This window comes from Arthrobacter sp. HMWF013 (genome assembly GCF_003061105.1).
GTDB lineage: Bacteria > Actinomycetota > Actinomycetes > Actinomycetales > Micrococcaceae > Arthrobacter.
In genome coordinates this window covers 16013-16551 of record NZ_QAIQ01000638.1, presented here as the reverse complement: position 1 = coordinate 16551, position 539 = coordinate 16013, and the positions used below count along the sequence as shown (strand labels likewise).

Sequence of the window (539 nt, the reverse complement as noted above, 5' to 3'; positions counted from 1 at the left end):
GCGCAGGCTGTCCACGGCTTCGTTGATCTCCCCTGTGTTCAGGGTTGGACCCGCCGAAGCGAGCCGGGCCGCAGTGGATGCCGCGAGGTCCCAGTTGATCAGGGCCTGGGCGGGACTGGATGTTGCCGGTGCTGACGAATCACGTGCAGTGGACTCCATGCTTCCCATCAGATCACAGCGCGAGGCGGAACGCCCTTAAGTTCGCTGACCGGCGAACACGTTCACGGGCCCGCGTTCAGTGGCGCGGGTCTGCCGGGGGCGCCGTTGTCGGGGCCGGTCCACAGGCGCCGGTTCACAGGCGCCGGTCCACAGGTGCCGCACAGGAAGCCAACAGCGCCGTGCTAAATGGCCCGGCCACAGTAGTAACAACAGCCCATACAACTCCAGCCCCGCCCACAGGAGAACACCATGATCCCGTACCGTCCCATTGCTCCCCTGACCGTTGGGCCCCGCAGCGGCTGGCGGTCGGTGCTGGCCGCCGTCGTAATGGCTGCCGTACTCGGCACCACCGCAACGTCTGCCGTCGCAGCCCAAGGCAC

The 539-nt window shown here is 67.2% G+C and carries 1 pseudogene; it reads right to left on the bottom strand.

The window, feature by feature from the left end:
• Positions 1 to 159 (bottom strand): annotated as a pseudogene (locus DBR22_RS24925) (zinc-dependent metalloprotease); the annotation flags it as partial.
• Positions 160 to 539 lie beyond the last annotated feature (380 nt).